15 protein-coding genes are annotated in these 18721 nt (G+C 49.8%); 2 read left to right on the forward strand and 13 right to left on the reverse strand.

Features of this window, described 5'->3' with window-relative positions; translation table 11 throughout:
- Positions 1–849: 849 nt before the first annotated feature.
- Positions 850–2070, forward strand: coding sequence for an ABC transporter substrate-binding protein (locus tag DESTI_RS26475; protein ID WP_014813029.1), 1221 nt, complete (start codon positions 850–852; stop codon positions 2068–2070).
- A 444-nt stretch (positions 2071–2514) separates the two neighbouring features.
- On the opposite strand, the gene DESTI_RS26480 is transcribed toward DESTI_RS26475, so the two are convergent.
- The 13 genes from DESTI_RS26480 to DESTI_RS26540 all read right to left on the reverse strand — a co-directional run bounded on the left by DESTI_RS26480 (position 2515) and on the right by DESTI_RS26540 (position 16556).
- Positions 2515–3516 (reverse strand): AIR synthase related protein, encoded by a 1002-nt coding sequence (locus DESTI_RS26480; RefSeq protein WP_014813030.1) that lies wholly within the window; start codon positions 3514–3516, stop codon positions 2515–2517.
- Positions 3517–3545: 29 nt separating this feature from the next.
- Positions 3546–5066, reverse strand: a complete 1521-nt coding sequence (locus DESTI_RS26485) for an MSMEG_0568 family radical SAM protein (protein WP_014813031.1) — start codon at positions 5064–5066, stop codon at positions 3546–3548.
- Between the two features lie 358 nt (positions 5067–5424).
- The gene (locus tag DESTI_RS26490) at positions 5425–6201 is read right to left on the reverse strand and encodes an ABC transporter ATP-binding protein (RefSeq protein WP_014813032.1); all 777 of its coding nucleotides are present in this window, start codon (positions 6199–6201) and stop codon (positions 5425–5427) included.
- A gap of 15 nt (positions 6202–6216) precedes the next feature.
- Positions 6217–6966: an ABC transporter permease gene (locus DESTI_RS26495; RefSeq protein ID WP_014813033.1), complete on the reverse strand. Its 750-nt coding sequence runs from the start codon at positions 6964–6966 to the stop codon at positions 6217–6219.
- Positions 6967–7000: 34 nt separating this feature from the next.
- Positions 7001–7942, reverse strand: coding sequence for an ABC transporter substrate-binding protein (locus tag DESTI_RS26500; protein WP_014813034.1), 942 nt, complete (start codon positions 7940–7942; stop codon positions 7001–7003).
- Positions 7943–7998: 56 nt separating this feature from the next.
- Entirely contained in the window at positions 7999–8724 is a 726-nt protein-coding gene (locus DESTI_RS26505; RefSeq protein ID WP_014813035.1) for a hypothetical protein, read from the reverse strand.
- A gap of 40 nt (positions 8725–8764) precedes the next feature.
- Positions 8765–10099 carry a (Fe-S)-binding protein gene (locus DESTI_RS26510; RefSeq protein WP_014813036.1) on the reverse strand — a complete coding sequence of 445 codons (1335 nt, stop codon included), beginning with the start codon at positions 10097–10099 and terminating at the stop codon, positions 8765–8767.
- Between the two features lie 23 nt (positions 10100–10122).
- The gene (locus DESTI_RS30385) at positions 10123–11565 is read right to left on the reverse strand and encodes a respiratory nitrate reductase subunit gamma (protein WP_014813037.1); all 1443 of its coding nucleotides are present in this window, start codon (positions 11563–11565) and stop codon (positions 10123–10125) included.
- Between the two features lie 25 nt (positions 11566–11590).
- Positions 11591–12325: a formate dehydrogenase subunit gamma gene (locus tag DESTI_RS26520; RefSeq protein ID WP_041286521.1), complete on the reverse strand. Its 735-nt coding sequence runs from the start codon at positions 12323–12325 to the stop codon at positions 11591–11593.
- 1 nt (position 12326) lies between these two features.
- Positions 12327–13052, reverse strand: a complete 726-nt coding sequence (locus tag DESTI_RS26525) for a cytochrome c3 family protein (protein ID WP_157212284.1) — start codon at positions 13050–13052, stop codon at positions 12327–12329.
- Positions 13053–13277: 225 nt separating this feature from the next.
- On the reverse strand, positions 13278–14570 hold the full coding sequence (locus tag DESTI_RS26530; protein ID WP_014813039.1) for a BPL-N domain-containing protein: 1293 nt from the start codon (positions 14568–14570) through the stop codon (positions 13278–13280).
- A 284-nt stretch (positions 14571–14854) separates the two neighbouring features.
- Positions 14855–16174, reverse strand: a complete 1320-nt coding sequence (locus tag DESTI_RS26535; protein ID WP_014813040.1) for an aldehyde ferredoxin oxidoreductase N-terminal domain-containing protein — start codon at positions 16172–16174, stop codon at positions 14855–14857.
- Position 16175: 1 nt separating this feature from the next.
- Positions 16176–16556 carry a 4Fe-4S dicluster domain-containing protein gene (locus DESTI_RS26540; protein ID WP_014813041.1) on the reverse strand — a complete coding sequence of 127 codons (381 nt, stop codon included), beginning with the start codon at positions 16554–16556 and terminating at the stop codon, positions 16176–16178.
- Between the two features lie 1250 nt (positions 16557–17806).
- Here DESTI_RS26540 and DESTI_RS29530 point away from each other — a divergent pair.
- Positions 17807–18706, forward strand: coding sequence for a FadR/GntR family transcriptional regulator (locus tag DESTI_RS29530; RefSeq protein WP_014813043.1), 900 nt, complete (start codon positions 17807–17809; stop codon positions 18704–18706).
- Positions 18707–18721 lie beyond the last annotated feature (15 nt).

Here is an 18721-nt window from a genome sequence, read left to right on the forward strand (position 1 = left end):
CAAAAAACAGTCTTTTTGTAGGCTTTCGAGTCGATCCTCTCTGGATTTTTCAGAGTGGGGTCCGAATTGCCTCATGCATCTAAACAACGATCTCTCTTGTTTATGGGAGTAACGTCCCATGGAAGACCCGGAAGATGTGAAGAGACGCCTTCGAGTGATCTTACGCAATCACGATGGTAAGAGGCGTGCCGTTTTCGTTGAACCTAACCAGAACATTTGAGTTGACTCACGGGTTGATAGTGAGTTACCTTGAGGAACACTACCACAGAGGCTTATTCAGAGATATGACCACAGCTTTGTCTGGTAAGGTCTTGTGGGAGACACATGGGAGCCTTTTTCCGAATAGGTGAAACGGTCCTCTAGACGGGACTTGAACCAAAGGACCTCGAAGAAAAGGATACCGCAGCGTGAATCCCCTGAAATGAGATTTCTCGCGAGAACATTCTTTTCCGCCAGCAGCTCCCACAAAAATCATAGTTGGCTTATCGATTCATCATACCATGATGGAGACGTCGGAATGTCGAATAACCGTTGGACCGGAGATAGGAACCAAGCGGATATTCACCATCCTCCCTCTCACAAGTCGAATTGAGGCTTATTGCCTGGATTCGTTCCGGTTCGGAAAGACCGACGACCCGGGACAAGAGAAGAAAGGTCCCCAAAAGAGCCTTACAAACGGGAAAGTCAGCGGAGTGACGACATCGAATTTTTCCGTTTTAAGCGGCTGAATCGAAGTTGGACCCAGGGAACGCTTGGGTTGATATGTGGTGCGATTCATTGTTGCAGGAGATTGCATGACATCGTTACTGCGAGTCACCCAAAGAAAAATCGAGTGAAAGGAGAGTCAGTATGAAAAGATCATCCTTTTTGGCTATGATCATGCTGTTGATCCCAGTCTTTGCATTCGGTGACACTGTGAAAATCGGTCTGGCCCACGTCTTTTCCGGCCCCATGGCCACATTCGGAGAAGTGGCTGAACAAGGGGTGCGCCTTGCAGTCAAACGAGTAAACGAGAAGGGTGGATTGCTGGGACGAAACCTGGAAGTAATCAAGGCTGATACGGAAGCGAAGCCGGATGCAGGCCTGAAAGCAGTCGAAAGACTGGTTACAAAAGACCGGGTAGACGCAATAGTGGGAATAGTGTCAAGTGCCGTGGCGCTCAAGGTTACCCCTGAGATGGATCGGCTCAAGACACCACTAATCATCACACATGCAATGGCTGACCAAGTTACTGGCTCCAAATGCAGTCCGTGGGTCTTTCGAATGACCTGGTCTACAAGAGAGGCGTTAAAGGGTGCAGCCCTGTTGGCAAAATCGGAACTTAAGTCTGACACATGGACCACTCTCGGTCCTGATTACGGGTTCGGCCAGGAGACATGGGATCTTTTTCAAAAGTACCTTGGCGAACTTGGGCCCTATAAGTTTGTCAATCCTAACTTTTCCCCTATGGCAACCAAGGATTGGAAGCCGTATATCGAGAAGCTTAATGCCGCGGGAGCCAAAGGCGTTCTGGTCTCTTTGTGGGGAAACAACTTGCGAGACTTTATCAAGCAGGCCAACGCCGAGAAGTTCTTCGAAGGTAAGGACGTGATCTGTGTAGTGGGTGGAGGAGTCGAAGTATTCTGGGCCTTGGGATTCCTTGATATGCCTGTTGGTGTATGGTTCGGTACACCCTATTGGCAGGGAGCCAATGAGAGCCCCACCAATCGTGAATTCATTGCCGAGTACATGAACCTCTCTTCTTCGCAGGTTCCTCCGTCATATTCGGCTTATACAGCCTATGCTTCTGTGATCATGTACGCTGAGGCCGTCAAGAAGGCCGGCACAACCGACAAGACTTCAGTTGCAAAGGCGCTGGAGGGATTACGAGTTGAACTACCCGGAGGACCCACCACATTCAGACCGGGCGATCACCAGGCTGTGTTCCCGTTGGTGTTCGGCAGATCGTCAGATCAAGCCTCAAGAAGCGGAAAGAGATATCGACGGCTGACCCCGTTGAAGATATTCCCCGGTGAAGATCTCTTGCCTAAGCCGGAGGACACCGGTTGCGTCATGAAATCGTTGAACTAGGATTTCATGCCGTTTCATAACAATTGCCATAATTAACGTCCGATTAAGGATAGGAGAATTGGTGGGTGCCGGCTTCCGGAAAGTGTCTCAAGACCGTATTGACGCTCAGAATCGTGCCACGAAATTCTCATTATCTTCCCTGCCTGAGTGTAGGGGCGGACCTGCGAGTCCGCCCAAATGAGGGCAGACACACGGGTCTGCCCCTACTCGGATGGCGAATCGTGGCACGATGTTTTGCCCATTCATGAATTTTGAGACACTTTCTTCATTGCCGGGAAGAAGGATGTCGTGCCACGACTTTTTTACATATACGACTTTTGAGACAGTTTCTGACACCCACGGCTACCGTCGGGTTGCCTCTTCAGGGCTGCATCGCATTCCATACGTAAGCAAACGGTTACTGTCACAGCAAGTTTTTTGTGGATTATTCTCGATTCTTCATTATCAATGTGCAGACTGTGGTTGATAGACAATACCGGTGATTCTGTCTTTCGTAAAATCAAAGAGGGTTTCCACGTCCGATCCCTGTACGATCGTGATTTTGGGTTCCTCAATTACTTTTCCGATTACTGCCGCGTTTATTTTCCTTTCATGAAAGAGCTCAATCACTTGATCGGAGTGACGGGGAGGAACGGACAAGATAAAGCCGAAACTTTGAAAAGAAAACAACCAGTCCGAGAAAGCGATTTCCAAGGGAGTCGGAATGGAATCGAGAATAATCTCAGCGCCTTTCCCCGAGTTTTCCATCATGATCGAGGCGGTACCCACAATACCTGCGTTGCTGACATCTTTTGCCGCATTTGCCCAATTCCTTTCCGAGATCATGGGCAGGCACTCCAGCCGATAGATCAGCTCCTGCGGACTCTTTCCGGAATTAGCGTCCCAACTGGTTACCGAATGACACCCGGCCTTGCCGCTAAGATCGACTGCGAGAATCAGGTTATCTCCTGTTTGAGCTGTATAGCCATGCAGGACTTTGTGCGCCCAACCCAGAATAGCGACAGCTAAAGCGGGAGCTTCGGGAGCGGCATCCGGGTGCAGATGTCCGCCCAGCATAGGAACCTGCAATTTTTCGCAGCCCTTTCGGATGCCCTGGACTATCTTACGACGATGATCTTCATCTCCGCTGGCGAGTACGTTGACCATACCCAAAGGACGGCCGCCCATAGAATATATGTCGTTTACCGTAACCATTACCGAGGCTTTACCTGCCGCGTACGGCTCATTCATCAATAGCCTGGGCATGATTCCGTCAGCAGCAAACAGCAAGAAACCGTCTTTCCATGGAATTACCGCGGCATCATCGCCGAAATTAGGGGGTGCGAGCCCGGGTTGTCCTTTTAAGACCAATTCCGTAAAGACATCTTCAATGGGTTGCTTGCGAAGAAGTCCACTGTAATTGCGTATTCTATCAGCAAGGAGGGCGATCGGTGTTTCTCTTGTCATGTGTTCCATCTTCTGTGGAGTTCGGTCGATCAGACTCTGTCGAGATCCGCTTCCATGAGTCTATGGGGCTTACCATGGTATATCTCGACGGGTCCTATGGCTTTCCAGCCAAGCAGTGAGAAATAACGCACGTTCTGTTCTTGTATATGAGCGGTGAATCGTGTGCAACCTCGGTTCTTCACGTAACGCATCGCTTCCTGGATCAGCAATGTTCCAACATGATTGTCCCTGTGTTTCTTCCGGACTGCAAGCCTTCCCCCAATCCACTGATTGGGGCCGCCTTTTTCGGGAAAGACTCGTACGGTCCCAAGAATCCGATCGTCATGTTCTACGATGATATGAGTGCTCGATGCATCATTCTCATCGAGGTCCGAGGTTTCAAAGAGACCCTGTTCCTTCACAAAAACATCGTTGCGAATTTGCAGGGCTACGGTAAGTTCGTCGTCGGTTACAATCGGCCGGGAGGTGAACTCTTTCCTCGTCTCCAGTTCATAAGCCTGCAAGGCAGAACATGCTCCGCATCGTACACAACCCGCCAAAGACCTCGCAGCAGAAAGACCTTTTTTTCTTAAAATTCCAGCAATGGAGGTGTACAAGCGCTTCATGGTTTCGTGGTTCGGCGTCTCGCAATCTTGCATCAATGAACCGGGTATTGGACGGAATGGCACGACGAATGGATAGACTCCTCTATCTGCAAGAAACTCGCTTCCCTCAATTACAGAGTCTTCCTGTTCACCCAGACCCACAAGCAAAAAACTACTCACCTGGTTGAACCCGAAAACGTCCACTGCCCAGTTCCAGGCTTTTTCATACCGTTCAAGACCGATAGCGGATTTCACGGGAGCTAACCTGGCGAGTACTCCCATGTCAAAACTTTCTATATGAATGCCTGCAGTATCCACTCCGGCTCTTTTCAGCTCATGGAGTCTGCTTGCATCGTCAGGTGGAAGAAACTGAGCATGGATAGGCAGATCGCAAACTTTCTTGATGGCCGTTGCGCATTTTCCGAGATAAGTAATTTCTTCTCCTGACGGGAGAAATGCTCCAGTAGTCAGAACGACGTGAGATGCCGAATCCAGCTCCATTGCTTTGTGGATTACTTCAGCCAATTGGGCGGGAGTTTTTATTCTTGTGGTCTGGGCGGCGGTCAGGGACAACTCTATGCCGCAGAATTGACATCTCTTGTCAGAATTCCAGTATATGCAAGTCTGACGGACCGTCGAAGCCACGCAATTCTTTCCGTGAAATAGGGCAATGCTGGAATAGGGTACCTGATCCTGCGTCTCATAGTCATAGAATCTGGGTCTTCGCTTGATCGTTGCGGGCAGGATCAACTCTCCGTTTTTCACAAGCCAGGATTCTCCGTCAAGTAAGCGTAAGGCGTACGGAGATCTTGATACAAAGTTGCCGCTGCAAGGCACATGAGCCGGAATGCCGTCGAGTATGATCGTACCGCCTTCCGCCGGTCCTGCTCCGACCTTTCTGTTTTGCGACTCTATGGCGACTTGAACCCCGAGGCTCTGGATTTCGGTTATTGTATGGGCAAGCATCTGTCTTTACCTCCGACTTGCGGAAACCTGAAAGCGCTGGAACCTGTAGGATGCGCTGACCAGTGGACTATTTTCTCTGTTCATCAATTAGGAATTCTGGCAATGGGTTTCTGGTCTCGTGACCACAGCCGACGCCCATCGGTAGGGGCATCCCTTGTGGATGCCCAGTAGCGACCGGCCTCCGTGCCGGTCATTTCGGGAAGGGCAGGCACGAGACCTGCCCCTACTGAGGCTGTTCGCAATGCAAAGATCACATATGCCACTTTATGAACCGATGCTTTCAATTCGGATTTGAGCTAACGATATAACCCCTTTACAGAAAAGGCTCCCCGCTTTTTGCCTCGATTGCGAATCGGTATCAGTTCCTGATGGGAGAATGGCTATTCCTCTCTTGTCTGAGGATTCCAATCACCTCTCGCCTGATATCGTTGGCTATTTTACTCGTCCGATCCCTCGGATGCGGAGCAGTGAGCTCGAATATCCGCAAGATTCTCGCCGGTCTTTTGGACAGAACGACAATCCGGTCACTCAAAAAGACTGACTCGTCAACATTGTGAGTGACGAATAAGATGGTGTCGTTTCGTTTCTGCCGCAAATCCATGAGAAATTCCTGCATATCGTTGCGAGTCTGGCTGTCAAGGGAGCCAAACGGCTCATCCATCAGAACCAATTTGGGATTCATGATGAGAGTGCGCGCTATCGCAACTCGCTGCTGCATGCCTCCGGAGAGCTGGCACGGATATCGATCTTCGAACCCTTGCATGCCGAACAAGTTAATATATTTCTCTGCGATTGTTCGTCTCTCCTCTTTGACCATTCCCATGATCTCGAGTCCAAACTCGATGTTCTCGCACATGGTTCTCCACGGGAATAAAGCGTATTGTTGGAAGACGAGCCCAATATCGTTAGAAGGCCTTAGTACCTCTTGTCCGTCCAATAGGACTTTGCCCTCGAAAGATTTCTCCAACCCCGAAACGATCCTTAACAGAGTAGATTTTCCGCATCCGCTGGGTCCGACGATGGAGACGAACTCGCCTTGCTCTATCTGGAGATCGATAGAAGAGATGGCAGGGATTTTTGTGCCCTGTGCTGCATCGACGAAAATCTTTCCGAGTCCGATTAGTTCAAGATGCACTGTTCTCAACCACCTCTATACACATCTTCTGGTCTTGGATTCCCATGCTTTGAATAACCAGTCGATGATAAAACCAATCATACCGATAACCAACATTCCCGCCAAGATCTGGTCGGGTCTTTGTATGTCGCGCGCGGTCATAATCATGAAACCCAAACCGTATCCGTCCTTGACCCCGGAAAATTCTGCAGCAACCAAAGTCATCCAGGCCACGCCCATTCCTACTCGCATGCCGACAAAAATGGACGGTAACGATGCGGGTACCAGTACTTTGAAAAAAATGTCCTTTTGGGTAGCGTTGAGTGTCCTGGCTGCGTCTATCAAAATTGGACTGACGGACAAAACGCCGGACGCGGTGTTCAGGAGGATAGGGAAAAATGCGCCAAGAAAAATTATGAATGCTGCCGATCTCATCCCTATGCCCAGCCACACTATGGCAATGGGAATCCATGCAAGGGGCGGAATTGGGCGGATGACTTCGATAATTGGGCTAAATACTCGATGAAACCATGGAAACCAACCCATGAGCAGCCCCAAGGGGATGCCCAGAACGCAGGCTATTGAAAAGCCCCAGCCTACACGATAGAGGCTATACAGAATATGGTTATAAAGCAGATGACCCGGCGGCATCCCTGTAGTCAGGAGTGTCCCGAGGCCCTGCACGATCTCAATGGGCGACGGAAGAACGTAATTCGGAACAGTTCCAAGGGAACACAGGATTTGCCAAAGGCATAGCAGAAGCAGAACCGGAAGATAACGCCACATTATACATCTCAACTTCTCTGGAAGTCTCGAACACCTAATAGACGATCTTTTCTATGAAAGACTCGAGATTGTTCAACTTGATGTAGCCTAATCCATTGAGGAATTTAACATATTCTCTGAGACCCTCAACATTGAGGCTTGAGACATAGGTTACATTCTTCATTGCGTTTCTGATGGTTTCTTCATCCAGACCAGTATATTTGACGGCGATGCCGACGGCTTCATCTTGTTTTTCACGGATGAAATCGATGGATTTCTGATGAGCCTCAACAATCTTCTTTATTCTTGCGCCATTTGTTTCCGCAAATCGCTTGTCTGCGACTAAGACACAGCAAGGATGATTCTTCCATATATCACTGGAGGAAACGAGTACTTTGCCTATCCCCATTCTTACCGCCTGCGCAGGATAAGGTTCCCAGGCGATGAAGCCGTCTATCTGGTTTGTTCTCAACGCCCCTAGCATTTCAGGCGGTTTGATCACGGTCACTTTGGTTCCGTTTCGGTCTGAACCGGGATCGCCGAAAGCCTTTCGTAACAGAAAATCCTGAACAGTGGAATATCCGGGAACAGCGATCTGTTTTCCTTTCAAACTCGATATGTCCGCAATCGGGGAATCTTTTCCGACGACGATGGCCGAGCCTTCAGTGTTGACTTGTGCCAGAATGGCCACTTTTACAGTGCCGTTGGCGGCTGCGGTAACCGTTGGAGCTTCACCTACATACGCCATATCAATGGCACCTGCGGAAAAAGCGCTCATCACCTCAGGCCCGGAACGGAAGATTCCCGCTATGTTAACCTTAAGGCCCTGTTCGTTGAAGAATCCCTTGTCAATTGCGATCCAAAGAGGAAGATGATGAATGTCGTTCTGTAAGTATGCCATTCGTATCGGTTGGTCTAACTTGTCTTGCGAATTAGCCGTGCCGATAGCGATTAGGCCAAACCAGAGGGAAAAAAGAGCGAGGGCGACTCTTTTCATAGTATTGTTCCTCGATTCCGCGACTTTTATTGATGGGTCGTGACAGTGTGGCGCCGTCAAGTGGAGGCGCACTGCGTGACCTCATAGTAACGGTTTGTTACAAGCCCTGCAAACAACACCGCCCCAGGGCAGGGCACAACGAGTTTTTTCCGGAATGAACCTCCGATGATATTGTACCATTCCATACAGGCAGAGCAGACATGGGAGGTCTTACAAATCGAATAGGGGACGCGCTCGTCTCCCTCAAGAACAAAATAAACGGGTTCTATGAAGTTTGCATGATTTGCGGAGTGTGACACAAATAGGTCTTCAAATTTCACACCCCTCAATCCCATCACCTTTAACCAGCGCTCTTTCTCTTCAATTTCTTGTGATTCGATGTTGTTCCACTCGTCCGGCCGAGCGTTTTGGTAACTAAGCCTTTCAATCAGTCGAGCCTTTTCCCCAGTCAATGGAAGCGACGAGGGTTTGAACGCGCTCCGGCGTATGATAATTTCAGCGCTCATTGCAGAGTCATTGAGATCATGGGAGCTAACCAGCAGAATTTTGCCGTAGTAACTCGATGAACGGTACCATGACAACTGCCTTTTGCACAGCTCGAAACGCCCCCAGGTTTCCGGTAAGACATAACCAGCTTGTACGGATTTTGATAATGGAATACAAACCGCTTTCTTGGTTTCACGTAAGGAAATCCCGCGAGCCTCGATCTTTGTCTTCACATCACTAAAGAGGGGCTCTTCAATCCAGTAGACAAATTTCCGATAATCATAGCCGCTGTTCATTGAAATGGACGGCCTTTCCTCAGGATCACGCTCTCGGGAATCATTCCTCTTTCTTCAAAGCGCTTCTCACCAGGTGCGTCATATCTCTCATCACCAGGGGTGAACTCAAAGCGCCGATACCGACTTGAAGACCGGCATAGCAAAAAGGACACGCGCTGACCAATTCACTGGCCCCGGTCTGTTCGGCTTCCCTGATCCTTGCCTGCGCCATTTTGTTCTGCAGGTCGGGAAAACCGGCCTTGACTCCTCCGCCGGCACCACAGCATCTGGAATACGGACCATGTCGGGGCATTTCGACCAGTTCCAGGCCTGGAATGGCCTGGATGACCTCTCTGGGTTCATCAAAGATTCCCGAGGCTCTCCCGAGATGACATGGGTCATGGTAGGTTATTACTTTTTCAACGGGAACCTCGAATTTGAGTTTCTTCTGCTCGATCAGCCGACGGAGAAATTCAACGGTATGCAGTACTTCAAATTTTAGCTTACCCACTTTCGGATAATCCTCTTTTATGGTCTTGAAACATCCCGAGCACGAAGTAACAAGAGTATCAATGGAGAGGCCGTTCAGAAGTCTAATGTTGTCCGACGCGATTCGCTCGTACTCCGGATCTCCCATCCGGAGAAGAACACTCCCGCAACATTTCTCGTTCTCTCCCAGGCAGCCGTAGTCGATGCCCAGAATGTCCAGGACGTTGACGGTATCGATTGCGATCTGACGGATGTTTAAATCGTAAACTGCCGTACAGCCGAAAAACAGAAGAATCTTGCTCTTGGTTTTCTTTATATCGGGTGGCAGTTCGGGTATGAGATTATCCTTCTTTGCGCGGCGAGCCCATTTGACCCGCCCCTGACGAGGTTGCTGCCATGGGTTATCGTACGATTTCACACTCTTGGCCAGTGTTTTTTGTGGCTCAAGAGGGCCGTACCCCGCGGAAACCATCAGTTCACGAATGTTCTCCCAAAGATTGACCGTATCAATATTGGCGGGGCACACTACCTGGCACTGCCCGCACGTCGAGCATTCGTACAGATTAAGTGCGAAACGACGTACATCATCCTCGTTAATTTCATCGAGCCTGAATACTTTTCTTATGAGCCACTTGGCCGGTTCAGGCAGTTTCCCGTTCTTGAGTATGGCATTCAGAAGACTTTGCTGGTTTCTTACAATATGGAGAAAATCGAGAATCTTTTGACGGGGAAGAATATCTTCTCGGCCGTCCTGGTCAAATACCGGACACCATCTCAAGCACTCTCCGCAGCGGGTGCAAGCGTCCAATTGGACCAGACGCCTCATCTCCAGTCGGTCCAAGGGGATAACGCGAGCCGGTACAATTGAGTTTTCAGGGGTTATTTCTGTGGAATCCGTCTCTACCATGTTACATTCTCTTTCTTTTATACCTACGCTTTTTTGTAATTAAGCAGAAGGCTCAAGGGAGTGGTGAAAATGTGTTTCAGCTTGCCGAAAGGCAGGTACGCGATGAACAGAGCCCATAGCAGAGCGTGAATGTACCACATGTATCCGAAGATCGACTCCCAGCCTACGTTCATAATTGAAAACAGCCTTGACATCACATAACCGGCGAAGGCTGACAACGTGATCTGTGGCGGGATTTGTCCCATAACGAATCTCATCCCTTCCAGCATGAAGCCTGACAATGCAACAAGTCCGATGATCACAAGCGCAGCGGTATCCTGTTCCTGTGTAGACACATATTCAGGCTTCGTAATGAAGCGGCGAACCATTGCCCAGACAACACCCACAAGGATGAAGACTCCCGTCAGATCGTTGAACGTGGCGACGAAGGAACTGTCCTTGTTGATGAGCGTCAGTGTCCATTCACCCTCAGGAGAAAACTTTTGGAGGTAGAGAGTGAGGATGCTGAGTGCAAAACGGGCGAAAAACGAATAGAAGATGAGCGAGTGTATGAGCCAGCGGCTTACGCCGTTTGCCAGTATCCTGCGTTGCAAGAGTATGTCGAAGAACACGGTTTTGAGTATTGAGAAAATTTCTCTGGAGAATACCTTGCTCCAAACAACCTCTGAGCCCAGTTGAATCTTTTTGTGCACAGAAGTCGTTTCGCCCTGAACACCAGCCCTGAACCAAAAGATAACAGTCGCGACAATGCCCATTAACGCTACGATGATAGCCAGTAAAAAGACCGGGTTACCGATACTCATCGGAGAGTAATGGCAGGCAATGCAGACAAAACTCTTTGAGGGTAAAACCATGGTCGGAGCGCCCACTTGATTATTCGGTACATGGCACTTTGTACAGAAATCCTCCCGGGTCACATCGGCTACTTTGTGCTCTGCCAGGCTTATCGGAACCTGCTTGGCGTTTGTGTGTGAAAGCTTCACCTCATTATTTGCCACGTCGAGCTTAACGAATGGTGAATCCGTATGACACGCTTCACATCGTACACGCTGGTGTTCGGCATGGGTCCCCGGAGATCCGCTAATTTGGGAATGGCAACCGGAACACTGGACACCGGATAAGGAACGATGCGGCGATTGGGCCACACTCGTGTGGCATTGGATGCATGCCACGAATCTATGTGGAGACTTGAGAAAATACTCAGGTTTCACCTGGAATGAAACTTTGGAGGCGCGGAAGTCTCCGTGAGAACCGGGGTCCTGGTGGCAATTGTAGCAGAATCGCTGGGACGATAAGATGCCCTCGTTAGCATTCAGATTTCGTTGACGATGGCAGTCCAAGCACTCGGATGGCTGCTGGCCGGGTGGCTGCTGTTGAGCTACAGAAGACCCGACCATCCAAAAAGCCATGAACCAAAACGCTAGAGCGCATACTGCTACTGCTGAAGTTTGCATCCTTGGTTTCATAAGACTCTTGACTCGTTTTCTTCTTTCAAATCGTTTGTTGGTCGCTGATAGCGGAACCCTGCTGAGGAGCGTTCAACGATGCCCACTCCCCGGGATGGGCTCTCATCATGGTTTCTTTGGTTACTTTTCCTGTAAAAATAACCCAGTCACCCGGATACACTTCCGGCCGTAAATGACGGACCGATGTATGAATAAAGAATTTGTAGAGCACTGCCAGAATCGCTTCATCAAAATGAAGGACTTGGGCTATGTTGACGAAATAGCCTGGAAAGAAACGGGAGAAGAACTCAGGGAACCATAAGAAAACACCTGTGAGTGCCATACTCTGCATTCCCAGGAAAAGCGTCCAGTAATCGAATTTTTCCCACCATGTGAAACGTTCAAATGGAGGAGGGGTTTGGCTTTGACCTAACAAATACCCCATATGATCGCGGAAGAATCTGAGATCCTTGAGACGGAAACAGATGGAATCAGGGCCGAAGAGTTTTCCACGCAAGGCAAATTTGAAGTACATTATCCAAAGGACTTCTGCGACTACGCACAAATAGAGAACCACTGCACAGAAACGGTGCACATATCGCGCGCTGTCGATTCCTCCAAGAAACCATACGAATGTCCGAGCTGCACCCACAGGGCTGAATGCCAGGGAAAAGCCGGTCAGAGCCACCCCTACGAACGCGAACATTACGACAATATGCACTGCCCTGTGAAGGACGTTAAAGCGCCAGTAAGCTTCCGGTTCGACAGTTTGATCACGCATGTCAGCGCCCTCTCAATTTCCTGTGGAGCTCTCGGAGTATCCATACAAAAGTCTGCAGGGCAAAAAATACCAGCAGAATGATGGTCATAGTTTGGGCAATCGGTTTGATTGTCCCTACGAAGGCCATACTGGCCTGCTTCTCCGGATTCTTCTTTGAGATATCCTCTTTACCGGTGTGAATGACGATACCCGCAAATTGTACAGTGGCGTCTTTATGGCATCGCCGGCATGCCTCCAAGGCCTTATTTTTGTCTTTGAGGGACTCGCACGTGTGGGCTCCATGGCAATCCGTACAGTATGCCGATGCCTTCTTTTCGAGAAAGACCCCCATCCTGCCATGGATGTCTTTGAGGTAGCTGGCCTCTTGAGCTTTGTGGCACTTGCCGCAGGTTTCTATCATTTGCGTTCCGAGTTCAACTCTGGAGCGCTTGGACTGCACATAGTGAGAAGAATGGCAGTCTCCGCACGTAGGAGCCAACTTCGCCGGAGGCTGCTCTTGTCCCTCTGACTGTGCCTGCTTCTGCTTTGCCAGCTCTTTGGCGTGCTCTCCTTCAATGAAGCGCTTATAGGCCTCGGGATGACATGAAGCGCAACGCTGGTAATCGTAAGACCGAACAACAACCTTCTTCATGGCCGTTGGATCTTCACGATTGGGATGGACTTTGCCTTGGGCCGTCAATTCGATGTGGCATCTCTCGCATGTCAAAGATCCATGGGCTGATTTCAAGAATCGGCTCATATCGACAAACCAAGAGGATGAAGGGGTTGGGTCAGCGGACCATGCCGGCTGAACAGGTATCGGCAGAACCAGTAGAGCGGTGATTATCAAGCCTCGGTAGGAGTGCAAAAGCTTGGTCCTCTTTCCTATGTTCAGCCGCCGGAGAGTTAATCGTAATCGGTCCAACATGTACTCCTGTTGATAGCTTCGGAAGAAAGGTGCCGTTCAGGGGATCTAAGAATCCAGTTGTGTCCAGAAGGAGTCAAAATAAATCTGTAGAAAAACCATTGTCAACCTGCGTAAAGAATCGAAAAGATCCCCTGCCAGATCCTGTGTATCCGAATAGTCGTCTATCCTCGATTTCATCTGCCTCAAAAGATGTGTCACTCTGGAAGCGGTGGCTACAACCACTTCACATGCTTCGGGCTGAGCGCAAATCCTTCGTGAACGTTCCAGCGTCTTGATCCGCTTCCATATTGCCTCAAGGAACACTCTGATCTTTTCCGGCTCGTAGATTTTGCAGCCGATGAGCCACTGGACAGGTGCCCCTTCAAGCCCCACCGCTACAATGCGTGAATTGCTGATCTCACGTTTGATGTCGCGAACCAGTTTTTGTTTTGTCGGACCCTCAAGGATGAACTCTGAGCCGGAATAACTCCTGCCTGTTCTTCCTTTTTTCATGTCCCAGAATATGGCCGCGGCGACCATGTGGTTGGCTATCGGAAAGAATGGATGCTCGAAATGGGGGCCGAAGAGGTAAAGGTGTCCATCTCCCATGGCTGTCCTGGCCGCGGCCACTTTGCCTAACAACGTTTCTTCCGCTAACGATTCGTCCACCAGAAACAGGGTCTTTTCAGTAAATCCGTCGTAGTAGGCTAAGACTTCGGAATCTCCGGACGTAACCATTGACGGGCCGCCGTACAAAGGGGCCAGGAAAGTGTCGAATCCAATGAAAGGTTCCTTCCCTGTCATCCGTAGGCGAATATCTTCTCGAACAGGATGGTACACAAAATCGCACCCATAACTGGTAGACGCCTTTCTCCCCATTCGCTTGGCTTCGGGTCTCGTTTTGGAGAGGTTGGCGATTTTTATGTCGACGAAGTTGAAACGATCGAGATGCTGCTTGGAAGATTTGAGTGGGAGATAGGCGCCTGCACAGGACCCTATATAAAGCCCTCCTCCTCGAATAAACGCCTCGATCGCGCGACCTCCTTCTTGGCCGAGTTCCTCCGCAATTCGGATGGTGTCTCCGCCCGACATGGCGAAAACATCCAGATGCTCCAGGACGCCATCTCTCACCATATCCTCAGTCATGAAAACGACTTCATGAAATGACATCCGGTCGAAAAGCTCAACGAACCAAAGCCACGAGTGTGAAGTCCCTGTTCCCGCGTAAACTCCGATGCGAGGAATACGCAGTTGCCGCGAGGCGCGAGGCAGCACGCTCGCTTCTTCCTCTCCATAACGGAGTTGGATCCCGCGCGCCAGTTTCTGGTTGATGGACGCATATGAGTGGTAAAGATTCATTTATGCGTTCCTAAGCGCAGCGACTGGTCTCGTCCGAGTTCATACCAATGTGCTTTCAAAGCAGTAAAATCCGGGAACCTTTTTTGTAAAAAAGGTTCCCGACCCTTCCCAAGAACTTTTAGTACTTGCCCAAGTGCATAGTTTTTCAGTAGAAAAACTATGCACTTGGGCAAGTACTAAAAGTTCTTGGGAGGGGTCTGGGAAACACTTCTTACAAGAAGGGTTTCCCAGATTTTATCTTTTGAATGCAAATTCGTATAAATCCGCGCGCTGCGCACCGGCCGTTAAGTGCAAACGTCTGCAATGACCTGGTCCACAGTCTCCTGTGACAGCTCGAGTCCTGTGCCCTTGTTGATCATCTCAAGAATGATCTCTTCCGAGAGTTCCGGTGACATATTTGCAAAAATAGGGTGAATACCGAAAAGGTAGGCAACCGCTTGTCTTCTCGTCCACCAGTCGTTGGTCGAGCTTCCACCTGATGGACCGAAATCGCCAAAAATAGGTTGCTCTGGTGCCCACGAGCTGAACTTGGCTCCTTCCGGAATCGTAACAGTACCCTGCAATCCAACCAGAGACTGTTCGATAGCCTTGGGGTCCTTCTGGCCTGATTTCCCGACTATCTCGGCGACAGCGGCCGGATCCACGCCGCGGCGAGAACAGGCCCTCAGAACATATCCAGCGTCCGCTGCTGAGAATCCCAATTTTTTCAAGGCCAACAGAGCCTCTATGTCGGTGATCATGAAGCCTGGTTCGGACTTGTCGGGTTCTGTCAGCATCTTTGGATCTTCATCCAGATATATGAAAGTATTGGTCGGGTAGGGGGTGTTGTAGCAGGCGCTGTGCCGATGCAAAACAGGAGCGAGCCATTCACGGGCGTCATTTTCTCCCATTGCTATAAGAATGTCTTCAACACCGCGCTTTCCTGCAAGCGCGCTCCCTTTGATCGACTCATAGATCTCGAAACATTGGTCGACGAAATCTTCAGCATCGGAAATTTCCAGTAAGCCCATACCGCGTAGCGCCACAGCTTTCAGATTCTTTTTGCCAAAAACTTTGCCGAACCCCCAACAGTCGCCGTTTGCCCAATAGTTGACACAGACTTGCGCCAAGTCGGAGCCTTCTTCCCCAGCCTGACCGATGACCAGGGTTTGGATGAGATCGTCCCCCATACTTTTTCTCAATAAATCGGTGGTGTTCCAGACATCTTTTCCCCAGAGTTCCGACGCGTCCTGAACATCTGCAACCCCGTCATGAAGCCACAGGAAGACAGGCTTCTCCGACTTTCCGAGTATGACAACATAATCAAAGCCCGTGTACTTCAACTCCATGCCGGCCTTTAATGTAACAGGGGAATGGGTTAGATAACCCGTCCTTGGGCTCTTGGCTGAGATGACGGCCAGAGCCGAAGCCGGGAATAGAGTTCCGGTAAGTAATCCCGAGCCCAGTATGATAGGATCTCTATCCTTATAGGTTTCGTATAGCGAACTGGTGATGCCGACGCCGCCAATTTTCTGGCTCACAAGATCGTCATCGAGTTCTTCTTCGGAAGTTTCGCCCGTATTCAAGTCAACAATCAGAATTTTATTCGATGATAGATAGTCCATTCTACTCTCCTTCATCCTTCAGCGAGATAGCATTGACCGGACAAATCTTGACGCACATGGGGCCGTATTTCATGTCGCCACAGAGGTCACAGGGCTCGCGCAACAGCATGGGTTTCGCAGAGGCGTCAGCCTCCTTCTTCGGCCCGGAATCGCTTGCTTCTTCAGCCACACCGATCCTCTTGATCTCAACACCCTCGGGTCGCGCTATCGTCAAGCTCTCTTCTTCTTTTACGACTACCCCGAAGTAATCTTTCTTTTCTCGAGCCCGATAAACAACTATACACGATGCAAGCAGAGCGAAGGCGTCATCTCTGTGATAGCCGCACGCCATTTCGCAAGCCATGCACCCAATACATTTGAGAGCGTCCACGTCAATTCTCATTACAATTCTCCTTCTGGGTCTCGTTGTTCCAAGCCCAACTCGATCACGTGAATGGCATTCCTCTTCATGAGAACACCTGAAACCATCTGAGGGATAAGACGAGTTGATTTACACGGCGAGTTCTCAGTCGGCGCCCTCCAAGGCCACAGGTCCCAGATCTTCGCCGCTATATGCACGATGTTGCTAATTGGCTCCGCTGGAGTAGATTACCTGCTTCCAGCCAGAATCCTAATTGTGACGACTCGGCAGCAGGCTTCGATGTCTGCTAGATTTTCCTGGCAGCTAGTTTTGCAGAAGCTATATGGCTCTTCTACCGCAACCAACCTACCTTCAGTCGGCCAACTCTGTCAAGTAAAATATCATAAAGATATAATATTATAATCGTACACCCTGGCCGGGCTTGGGATCGCATTGGGAGCCGTTCAAAGCGTTGCTTATGCGAGTTCGCATTCAAAAAAGGTGTCTCCAAATATCCCAATCTTTGAAATCCTTAGATGAACCCAAAGGGGGGAGGGGAATTCGGGACTCATGCGATTGCAACAGGCAGGGCAGGGACATGGGGCGTCCGAGAAATGGATAGATGATCTCGCGCACCTTCCGAAAACCTGTGATTATTTTCTTGTTGGTCTGATACTAATGTGCGTTCAAAGAAGTAATCCCGCCACTGGCGGGAGCAAGTCCGGTCCCGGCATGCCTCCGGAGCGAAGTCAGGCGGTGCCGTTCGTAGCGAAGGGGATTTGGCGAGATCGGCAAATAACAGGTTTCTCAATATTCGTTCTATGAAAGCGCATTGGTATGAGTCGGGGGGGTGAAAAACAACCGACCGGACATCAAATCTCTCCGCGACGCGGCCTGTATGGTCGGCTGTGCTTGTGGGGTCGCTATCAGAGGTGAAAAAATCACCGAGGCAACAGGGGCATACAAATGGTTTATTCATCATAAACTTGGGATATGGCGCGAACGGTCTGGAATCATACCGAATGTGTGGCTTCTATTAATTAGCATAATATTAGACGATTTTTCTTGACAGGTATAACCCCCGCATCCTATAAAAATAAACGATCCATGTTGGCAGACTGAAATTCAGTCGCTGACGGTGTGTTTGACTGGATGCCTCGCGCACCAGGTTAGTCGCGTTTCCTAGGACGAATTGGCCGAACCGACCCAGGGTATATTGGCCACCTGACTGTCGCCGATCCGGAGGATCTGTCGACTCTCATTCACTGTTATTGGCCGAAGTGGACCGGATCATGTTTAAACCGAACGAAAAGGGTCACAAAGTATCACATTATGTCGTCGAGCAGATCCGAGACGCAATCTTAAAGGGTGAATTCAAGCCCGGAGATAGGCTGGCGTCCGAAAGGGAACTGATCTCTCAGTTTCAGGTCAGCAAGGCTAGTATGCGCGAAGCTTTGAGAGTATTGGAGGGAATGGGGCTCATTGAGACGAGAAAAGGAACGGGAGGGGGCATCTTTGCCGCCGAAGTAAACATGAATACCACCGTTCACAGTCTCACGAATTTCCTCCACTTCAAGAATGTGTCAGTCGCGGACATCACAGCACTTCGCTATTTTCTTGAGCCACGTCTGGCGCAGATAGCGGTATCCAAGATTACCGAGAACGACATTCGTATATTAGAGATCATGACGAATGACGAAGTAAACGCCTACCCCACAAAAGATCAACGAGGCATCGGATTCCATTATTATATTGCCAGGTTCTCAGAAAACCCCCTGCTTATTCTCATTATGGATTTCATTGAGAGCCTCCTTGCAGATCTGAAAATCAAGCTTAATCCCAGACCCGATTTCTACGATGAAGTGGGGCATGACCACTTCAAAATCATAGAATGTTTCAGACGGAAAGACGTGAATGGTGTCAGAAAAGAGATGGCGTCCCATGTGTTACGTGTGGGAGATTACCTGGCGAAGCGAGCTGGCAGCGCGCCCTTTGACGCTTCGGAATTTCAGCTTGTGGGCCCGACCGTTCCAACGGTAGATCGTGAAGATCAACTGATTGGATCGAACCATGATCGACCTCTTCCGTTGGCAGCGCAAAAGACTCTCGAGGATTTGGGGCTTTTTCTCAAGCACGTAGGTAACGGGGATTTGTACCTCATTCAAGTCAAGAGTAACCAGCAACCTGAATAGCGGAAACGCTCAGTA

This window comes from Desulfomonile tiedjei DSM 6799 (genome assembly GCF_000266945.1).
GTDB lineage: Bacteria > Desulfobacterota > Desulfomonilia > Desulfomonilales > Desulfomonilaceae > Desulfomonile > Desulfomonile tiedjei.